Below are 4,518 nucleotides of genomic sequence, written 5' to 3'. Positions count from 1 at the left end.
CGAGGCACCATTATTTGGTGCTTAACAAATAATGGTCTTTATAGACCTGATGTTGACACAAATAATTCCCCTTTAGTTCAGTTGGTAGAACGGCGGACTGTTAATCCGTATGTCGCAAGTTCAAGTCTTGCAAGGGGAGCCACATTCAAGAAAGCCAAGTCGAAAGACTTGGCTTTTTTTCGTTTGAACAAAAACAAACTCTATTCAATATACACATCAGCTCCTCACTAACTCTTAATCAGTCTCGATAAATTGAGTTATCTCCTTTTAGTACTCTTACTACAGCAGTTGATTCTAAGTTCTATAAAGCATATCCACTACAACAGAACCAACGCCTTATAAAGTTCATGACCCGCTAATATTCACATTAAAACAAATAGAACCAAGTCCTGTTACTTTTTTTTCTTCGAAAATTTAATCCCTATCATACTTTGATGTCTTTCTAGTATCTGCCCTACACCACTTAGATTAAGATTCGATGAATTATACCTAATACTAATTATTGAATCGCTGCGCGGGGAAATATGAAACTAAAAACGCAAGCTTACTTATTATCGGGCATCATCTTGATCGCCCTGCTAGCACTGACGGCTACAGGCTTATGGACCTTAAGAGTTGCTAGCAACATGGACAACAAAGCTCGCGTAACAGAGCTGTTTAAGAGCGCATACAGCATTCTTACTGAAGTCGAAAAAATGGCGATTGATGGCACACTAGAAGAAGAGCAAGCCAAGCAACTAGCTACTCGCCTTCTACGCAACAACATCTATAAAGATAATGAATATGTTTACGTAGCCGATGAGAACATGACGTTTATCGCGACACCATTAGATCCTCAACTGCACGGAACCAGTTTTAACGACTTTAAAGATGGCGACGGCAATAGTGTTGGGCAGCTAATCCAAAGAGTACTTGGTAATCGTACTGGCGAGATCATTGAGTACACCTGGACACAAAAACTGCCAGATGGAACGATTGAAGAAAAACTGTCTATTGCAGAGAAAACGCCACATTGGGGTTGGGTTGTCGGCACTGGTATCGGGTTCAATGAAGTTAACGCTCGTTTTTGGTCTACTGCTCAATGGCAGCTATTCCTTTGTGTCGTGATTGCTGGTCTTATTCTGGCGAGCCTAATTGTATCCATTAAACGCATGCTAGCGCTTCTTGGCGGCGAACCTAAAGACGTACGAGAAGCAGTACAAGCCGTAGCACAAGGTCGAATTCAAACCTCTTTCGAAACTCAGGCAATTGACGGCAGTATCTATCACGCCGTACAACAAATGAGTAAGTCATTGGCTGAGCTAGTATCAAACCTTGACGCTTCAATGCTGGCATTAAGAGGCGAACTGCAGCGCGTAGAAGATCGCGCTGGGTCAATTGGTCAACTGACAGACACCCAACAGCAATCAACAGAGATGATCGCGACAGCAATGACCGAGATGGCCTCTTCAGCCAATAACGTAGCTGCTTCAGCTAGCGATACCGCGCGCAACACCGACGAGGCCGACAAACAGAGCCAGCATACCCAACAACTCATTCACAACACAGTAGATAACATTCAAGGCTTAGCAGGCCAACTAGGCACAGCAAGCGAAGCTGTCGCTAACCTAGATAACGATGTAAACAACATTGCAAAAGTATTGGATGTGATTGGTGATATAGCGGAGCAAACTAACCTATTGGCACTAAATGCAGCCATTGAAGCAGCTCGAGCTGGCGAACAAGGTCGTGGATTTGCTGTTGTAGCAGATGAGGTTCGTAACCTTGCAGGCAGAACACAATCGAGCACAAAAGAAATCCAATTAATGATTAATAACCTTCAAGAGGGATCTCGCAACGCAATTCAAACCATGGAAGTGTGTGCCGCGACCAGTGAAAGCACCGTAACAGAGTCTCAAAACGCCTCTGAAGCACTACAACAGATTGTTGTCGCATTAGAGTCCATTTCATCAATGAGTCATCAAATCGCAACAGCGGCCGCTGAGCAGACTCAGGTGAGCGATGATATATCGAAGCGTATCAATATGATCGAAGAGAGCGGTAACCAACTGAGCAATGTCGTAACAGAAAGTCATAACAGCACCCAAACTCTTGCCTCTCTTTCCAACGAATTAGAAGCTTGGGTTAATAGGTTTGAAGTAAAACACTAAACTCCCTAGAAAATTTTCAAATAAAAAAGCACGTTTTCATACGTGCTTTTTTTATTTCGGCGCCCATTCAGTGTAGTTAACCGTAGTTTTACTATCTTTTAGGGCATGCTAGACCTAGGTTTTTCACCCCAAATGAGCAAAAACAACCCACTAAGTATAGAAAAACATCAAACGATACTTTTTTTGCAATTTAATGTTGACCCAGAACGCGAAAACACGTTTAATACACCTCGTCGCCCGGATAGCTCAGTCGGTAGAGCAGAGGATTGAAAATCCTCGTGTCGGTGGTTCGATTCCGCCTCCGGGCACCACAATTTATTTGTTGGTGTCTTAGACAACAACAGTAAAGCACAAAGAAATATTATGTGCCGACTTAGCTCAGTAGGTAGAGCAACTGACTTGTAATCAGTAGGTCACCAGTTCGACTCCGGTAGTCGGCACCATTTCTTTAAAGCTTTAAGAATAATTCCCCTTTAGTTCAGTTGGTAGAACGGCGGACTGTTAATCCGTATGTCGCAAGTTCAAGTCTTGCAAGGGGAGCCAAGTTAATCATCAAGCATAAGCTTTTTGATTCATGATGCCGACTTAGCTCAGTAGGTAGAGCAACTGACTTGTAATCAGTAGGTCACCAGTTCGATTCCGGTAGTCGGCACCATTCTCTTGATTAGAGACTAAACAATCAATTCCCCTTTAGTTCAGTTGGTAGAACGGCGGACTGTTAATCCGTATGTCGCAAGTTCAAGTCTTGCAAGGGGAGCCAATTAAAAGAAGCCGCATCATTGATGCGGCTTTTTTGCATCTAAAGATCCTAACTTATTAATACAACTACCCTCACCTTTCAAATACCATATTCAATTCAGAAACCAACCGTTTTTATATCCTTCCAAAGCTACAAATCTTCGCTACTTAATGCTCTTCAAAATCTCCCAACAACAAACGACACATTCACGTAAGAGTCAGTCACAGTACGTTGCTACTCATTTTATTGACTAGGAGATCGGTTGAAAAAATCAATACTAAGTTTGGAGGTAAGAAAGCTAAATAACGAATCAAGTAAGCGCTGAAAAGCTCTGTAAGACACTTCAATCCAAATTGATACACAGATTACTCTTTATCAAAACTATCCACTACAATAGCGCCCATAGAGGCTGGCATTGAAATAACAATCACTCTTTTGATCGATACGACGGGATCACTCAATAGAGGTAATTTGTCCAGGCAAGTCAGTACCAAAGCAACGACCAATGCCGTCATAACATAAGCAATCACTATTCTGAAAATAAACACCGGCAACCGAGCAACAACATCTTTTTGAAAGACACTCTCATACGTATAGAAGCCTAAGAACACCGCAGACAGTAAAAATAGCAGCAATAGATTAGCGGTAGGTAAAGTCTCCCCTAACTTCCAAGCCTCTTCAGAAAAAGAAATCGGCACGGCCAAGGCAAAAGATCCCACAAAGATCTGGCTCGCATCTTCAAAGTTAAAACTCAATTTCATAATTCGACCCATTAGGTTTAAGGCTTTATCTAATTCTGAAAAGAATCACAAAACTATCCGCCGATGATTTGGGGGATTTTTATTTCTACTAAGCAAACAGTAGTGACCTTCTAGCTTCATCTTAGTCGCAATAACCAAAACATAGCTTGAACTAACCAGCAAGAAATCAATATGCTCAGAGCAAAACGGTCAACACGACTGATTAATATCGAGTCAACAAACACATCAAAATCGAAGACAGAGTGGTAACCCCTAATATACCAGCACCTAGAACCAAAGAATCTAAATCCGCAGGGTGATAAACGTCACTTCACGAATACGAGGGATGCTCTATTTCTTAGCTTATATACCCCTCAGGCACCACTTGGGAACACACTTAGCGACTCTCACCTTTAAGCTGAATCTAGCCTACTTTCACCCTTTGAAGTACTTAGAACGAGTCGCTCAATACCATCGAGAGTGGTTTTAAGCTCAATGCATAACAAGAGACATTAAGTCGACTCATTATGAGCTCTAGCGTTCTTAAGAGAAGCCTCCATGATAGAGCCCTAATTACACGTATCCTATAGATTCACAGATAGAGCAGAAGTCAGATTTCGTAGCCGAAAGGCTGTTAACTAATACTGAGAGCCGCTCACTTAATAAAGGAAACATCTACAGCGCGTATGGCTCGAGTATCTGAATGCTAAACTTAAAGCTATATACGTTTGAAATAATGCTCGAGTCACCTCACAGTTGGAATCAGAAATAATGTAGTCGTAATCATGAGTTGGTTTGAGGAACACCTAATACCAATTAAAGTAAAAATGTGGTCTAATTAGGATTGATGAATTATTGTGAAATTTAGCTATGGATAGCCTTAATAACA

The 4,518-nt window shown here is 41.7% G+C and carries 2 protein-coding genes and 6 tRNA genes; 7 read left to right on the top strand and 1 reads right to left on the bottom strand.

Going from position 1 to position 4,518, the window contains the following annotated elements; all coding sequences use genetic code 11:
- The first annotated feature begins 66 nt into the window (after positions 1-66).
- The 7 genes from AB4133_RS22010 (at position 67) to AB4133_RS21980 (ending at position 2,910) form a co-directional block, all read left to right on the top strand.
- Positions 67-142: transfer RNA gene (locus tag AB4133_RS22010), tRNA-Asn, on the top strand.
- A gap of 382 nt (positions 143-524) precedes the next feature.
- Positions 525-2,150 (top strand): methyl-accepting chemotaxis protein, encoded by a 1,626-nt coding sequence (locus tag AB4133_RS22005; protein ID WP_017062210.1) that lies wholly within the window; start codon positions 525-527, stop codon positions 2,148-2,150.
- A gap of 235 nt (positions 2,151-2,385) precedes the next feature.
- Positions 2,386-2,461 (top strand) — tRNA-Phe (locus AB4133_RS22000).
- Between the two features lie 56 nt (positions 2,462-2,517).
- Positions 2,518-2,593: transfer RNA gene (locus AB4133_RS21995), tRNA-Thr, on the top strand.
- A gap of 24 nt (positions 2,594-2,617) precedes the next feature.
- A tRNA-Asn gene (locus AB4133_RS21990) sits at positions 2,618-2,693 on the top strand.
- 36 nt (positions 2,694-2,729) lie between these two features.
- Positions 2,730-2,805, top strand: a tRNA-Thr gene (locus AB4133_RS21985).
- A 29-nt stretch (positions 2,806-2,834) separates the two neighbouring features.
- Positions 2,835-2,910 (top strand) — tRNA-Asn (locus tag AB4133_RS21980).
- Positions 2,911-3,254: 344 nt separating this feature from the next.
- On the opposite strand, the gene AB4133_RS21975 is transcribed toward AB4133_RS21980, so the two are convergent.
- On the bottom strand, positions 3,255-3,650 hold the full coding sequence (locus AB4133_RS21975; RefSeq protein ID WP_017060180.1) for a DUF2391 family protein: 396 nt from the start codon (positions 3,648-3,650) through the stop codon (positions 3,255-3,257).
- Between the last annotated feature and the right edge of the window lie 868 nt (positions 3,651-4,518).

Source organism: Vibrio sp. 10N.286.52.F8, assembly GCF_041468745.1.
In the GTDB taxonomy this organism is placed as follows: Bacteria; Pseudomonadota; Gammaproteobacteria; order Enterobacterales; family Vibrionaceae; genus Vibrio; species Vibrio crassostreae_C.
This window is presented reverse-complemented; position numbering and strand designations above follow the sequence as displayed.

Bases quoted from the DNA above. Each gene is read 5' to 3' on its own strand.
- AB4133_RS21975 (WP_017060180.1), bottom strand. From the start codon at position 3,650: ATGAAATTGAGTTTTAACTTTGAAGATGCGAGCCAGATCTTTGTGGGA.
- AB4133_RS22005 (WP_017062210.1), top strand. From the start codon at position 525: ATGAAACTAAAAACGCAAGCTTACTTATTATCGGGCATCATCTTGATC.